3 protein-coding genes and 1 pseudogene are annotated in these 3,730 nt (G+C 52.1%); all 4 read left to right on the top strand.

The features are described from left to right. Positions 1–186: pseudogene (locus tag Q0362_RS02755) on the top strand (peptide chain release factor 1); the annotation flags it as partial. Positions 187–206: 20 nt separating this feature from the next. Continuing rightward, a complete protein-coding gene (gene rffA / locus Q0362_RS02760; RefSeq protein ID WP_298119522.1) occupies positions 207–1,355 on the top strand; it encodes a dTDP-4-amino-4,6-dideoxygalactose transaminase in 1,149 nt (382 codons plus the stop codon). Next, entirely contained in the window at positions 1,355–2,602 is a 1,248-nt protein-coding gene (locus Q0362_RS02765; RefSeq protein ID WP_298119524.1) for a glycosyltransferase family 1 protein, read from the top strand. Before rffA ends, Q0362_RS02765 begins: the two co-directional genes overlap by 1 nt. Then, positions 2,602–3,594 (top strand): glycosyltransferase family 2 protein, encoded by a 993-nt coding sequence (locus Q0362_RS02770; RefSeq protein WP_298119526.1) that lies wholly within the window; start codon positions 2,602–2,604, stop codon positions 3,592–3,594. The genes Q0362_RS02765 and Q0362_RS02770 overlap by 1 nt, the downstream gene beginning before the upstream one ends. The last annotated feature ends 136 nt before the right edge of the window (positions 3,595–3,730 follow it).

The raw sequence follows: 3,730 nt of genomic DNA on the forward strand, positions 1-3,730 counted from the left end.
ACCGTGGACCGTTCAGAGCGTATTCGCACATACAATTTCCCCGAGAACCGCATTGCTGACCACCGCACCGGTTACAAGTCTTATGACTTGGATCGTGTAATGGACGGGGCAGTTGAGCCGGTAATTCAGTCGTGTATTTCTGCTGATGAAGAATCGCGCTTGGCTGCTTTGGGCGACCAAAACTAGTTCAGAACTAGACTCAAAACATGTCTGCAAGCGACGCTTTGACACCGATTCTGTTCTCGGTGCCGTTCCGTGCGCCTGCGGCGCCGGACAATCTTGCTGCTGTTATTGCGTCTGATCATGTCCATGGCGATGGTCCGTTTACCAAGTCTGCTTCGGCAAAAATGGTGGAGCTCACGGGCTCACCAACGGTTTTGCTCACCACTTCAGGAACTGCTGCTTTAGAGATGGCTGTTCGCTTGCTGGGTATTGGCGAAGGCGACGAAGTTATTGTTCCCAGCTTCACGTTCTCTTCTGGGGCAGCATCTATCGTTGCTGCCGGGGGAGTGCCGGTCTTCGTGGATATCGAGGGCGACAGCGGCAACGTTGACCCGGTTGAGGTTGAAAAGGCAATTACAGCGAATACCAAGGCCATCTCTGTCATGCACTATGGCGGAGCTCCTGTCGACATGGATGCCATCATGGCTATCTCTCGAAAGCACAACATCCCTGTCATTGAAGACAATGCTCATGGCTTGGCTGTGAAGTCTCGATTCGGAGCTCTCGGAACAATCGGTTCTGTTGCTATCCAAAGCTTCCATGACACCAAGAACGTGCACTGTGGGGAAGGTGGAGCAGTACTCATCAACGACCCTGCTCTTATTGAAGCTGCAGAGATCATGCGTGAAAAGGGAACCAACCGTTCCAAGTTCTTGCGTGGTCAGGTAGACAAATACACCTGGGTTGACTGGGGTTCCAGCTATCTTCCTTCTGAGTTGAACGCTGCAGTCTTAGATGCTCAACTTGATGCCTTCGAAGGTATTCAGGAACGTCGTTTTGAGATTTGGAACACCTATTCCGAAGCCTTGACCGACTGGGCTTCTTCTCTTGGCGGTTCTGTGATGACTCCCGTTGACGGAGAACATGCAGCTCACGTGTTCTATGTGCTCATGAAAGATCAAGACACTCGTGATTCATTCCTCGAATATCTTCGAAGCAATGGCGTAGTAGGAACGTTCCACTACGTGCCCCTGCATTCAAGCCCTGCCGGCAAGAAATACGGCCGGACAGTTGGCTCTCTCGAGAAGACCGATTCCTTTGCTGGCCGTCTTGCCCGCTTGCCACTCTGGCCAGGGATGACCGATGCTCAGGTTGCCTATGTCATTGACACTGTGAAGGCTTTCCAGAAGTAATGTCTGTTCTCAAGCGCGCATCCGAGATGCTCAAGTATGAGGGCGTCAAGTCCACTGCGTGGCGCGGAGCGAAGTGGTTGACCTCAAGGTCAAACCCCTTTGAAGAAGTGCCACTAGCGACAGTTTTCAAACAAGATGTTCTCGCTGTTGACTGGACGCAGGACCGAAACTTCAAGGCTGAAAAGCCCGTAAATCCCAATGGAAAGCCCCAGATTGCCTGGGTTATCTCTCCTCCGGGACGCTCCAGTGGTGGACACCAGAATGCGTATTTGTTCATGCAGTTTCTGGAACAAGCCGGCTACGAAATCACTATCTTTCTTTACTCAGCGGGTACTTTCCCCAAGGTGAGTGTTGAGGGTGTGAAGCACATGCTTTCCACCAACTCTGGTTATCCCCAGCTCAACGCTGAATACCGGATGTATGACCCTGAAACGGGTTTGGCCGGGGACTTTGATGTCATTGTGGCCACGGACTGGGCAACTGCGTATGCAGCCTGGCGATATGAACGCAACATCCCCAGGATCTACTGGGTTCTCGACTTTGAACCCTATTTCTTCCCTGCTGGTCCCGACTATGTCGTGGCAGAGAACTCGTATCGTCTGGGCTACCACGGAATCACGATCGGTTCGTGGCTTGCCGCGAAGCTGAAGCGTGATTACGGCATGCCGACTGACTTCTATGAATACGCCGTAGATGCTGTGCGCTACACCCGCACCAATGACAATCCACGCAACGAAATCTTGTTCTATGCCCGTCCCACCACGGCCCGTCGCGGGACAGAGTTTGGACTCCTTGTTCTGGAAGAAGTTCACCGCAGGCGTCCTGACATCACCATCAACATTGCTGGCTGGGATATGTCTAATGCGGGTCTCGATTTCCCCTTCGTGAACCATGGAACTCTCGATGTTTCCCAACTGCCAGATCTATATAACCGCTGTGCTTCAGCGCTACTGATTTCGCTCACATCCGTGTCATTGCTTCCCTTGGAAGTGATGGCTTGTGGTGTGGTCCCCGTTGTGAACGACGCAGACAACACACGTATTTCCCTCAATGACAACCCAGGTATTGATTTCGTGGCTATGTCTCCAGGTCGCATGGCAGAACACCTTATTGCGGCCGTAGACAACGAAAAGCAGGTTGATCACTCGCGAAAGATTGCTCAGGCAATGGAGGGTGGCAGCTGGGCTGGTCCTGGTGAAGTGGTTGTTTCTGTTTTCAACAAAACCCTTGGGTTGAAGAAGAAGTAATGCCCCTCGTTACTCCAGAGAGTAAGAAGACGGTTGATGCAACCGTCTTCATTCCTACTTTCAATGGTGAGAAGTATCTTGACCGCTTGCTTCACGCCGTCGAGTCTCAACACTTTTCTGGCAACTTTGAAATCCTGATCATTGACTCTGGTTCAAGCGATGCCACACTCGACATCATTGGCACACACTCAGCCGTTCGTTTGGTGGAGATTCCTGGCTCTGAGTTTGGTCATGGGAAGACACGTAACCTCGCAGCCAAGCTGGCTCGTGGCACCAACATTGCCTATCTCAGCCACGACGCTATTCCAGCTGATTCCAACTGGCTCACTAATATCACTGCGCCTCTTGACCCTGCTGGGCTGGATTGTGTGGGTGTAGTGGGAAAACACATTGCCAGGGCTAATTGCTCACCACTGTTGAAGTATGAAATCGATGGTGTCTTCAGGGCCTGCGGCCCAGACGGTGTAACCACCGTCATTGATGGTGCCCTTTCGAAGACACATGAGCTGACAGCGGGAGAGTTGTTCTACTCTGATGTGAATTCCGCCACCCGTCGCGATTTCTTGCTTAACACGATTCCTTATCGAGATGTGAACTACAGCGAAGATATGGCGTTTGCTCGGGATCTTCTCGAAGCTGGTTACCGCAAGGCGTATGCAGCTTCTGCTGTCGTTGAGCACTCCAATGACGTCACTTTCAGCGAATACGGCAAGCGCATCTTTGACGAGACACTGGGCATGCGTCGCGTGGGCGAAGGTCGACAGTCACTGTCGTGGGCACAAGCCAAGCTTCGTGCCGTCAGAGATGTCTTAGTCTGCTGGGGCAAGATTCTGCGAGACAGTGACTACAGCATCTGGGCTAAGGCGCATTGGATGTTTGTGAACCCCGCCTATGCATGGACAAAGTGGACCAACATCCACCGAGCACTCAATGTCTCGCTTGATGACCACAAAAAGATCGCGAAGTATTCGCTTGAGGCTTCTCGCGCCTAAAAGATTTATCTCTTAGATAAACATCGCGGGGTCAACCCACGCACGGCCGCTGTCTTCAACAACTGTTTCACCAGGAACAGCAACCATGCCATTACGTGGTCGAGCAACTCCAGGAATGCCTACGACCTGTGAGTCT

It is taken from the genome of uncultured Aurantimicrobium sp. (assembly GCF_936931525.1).
Taxonomy (GTDB): domain Bacteria; phylum Actinomycetota; class Actinomycetes; order Actinomycetales; family Microbacteriaceae; genus Aurantimicrobium.

Coding starts and splice junctions, on each gene's coding strand:
- rffA (WP_298119522.1), top strand. CDS start 207: ATGTCTGCAAGCGACGCTTTGACACCGATTCTGTTCTCGGTGCCGTTC.
- Q0362_RS02765 (WP_298119524.1), top strand. CDS start 1,355: ATGTCTGTTCTCAAGCGCGCATCCGAGATGCTCAAGTATGAGGGCGTC.
- Q0362_RS02770 (WP_298119526.1), top strand. CDS start 2,602: ATGCCCCTCGTTACTCCAGAGAGTAAGAAGACGGTTGATGCAACCGTC.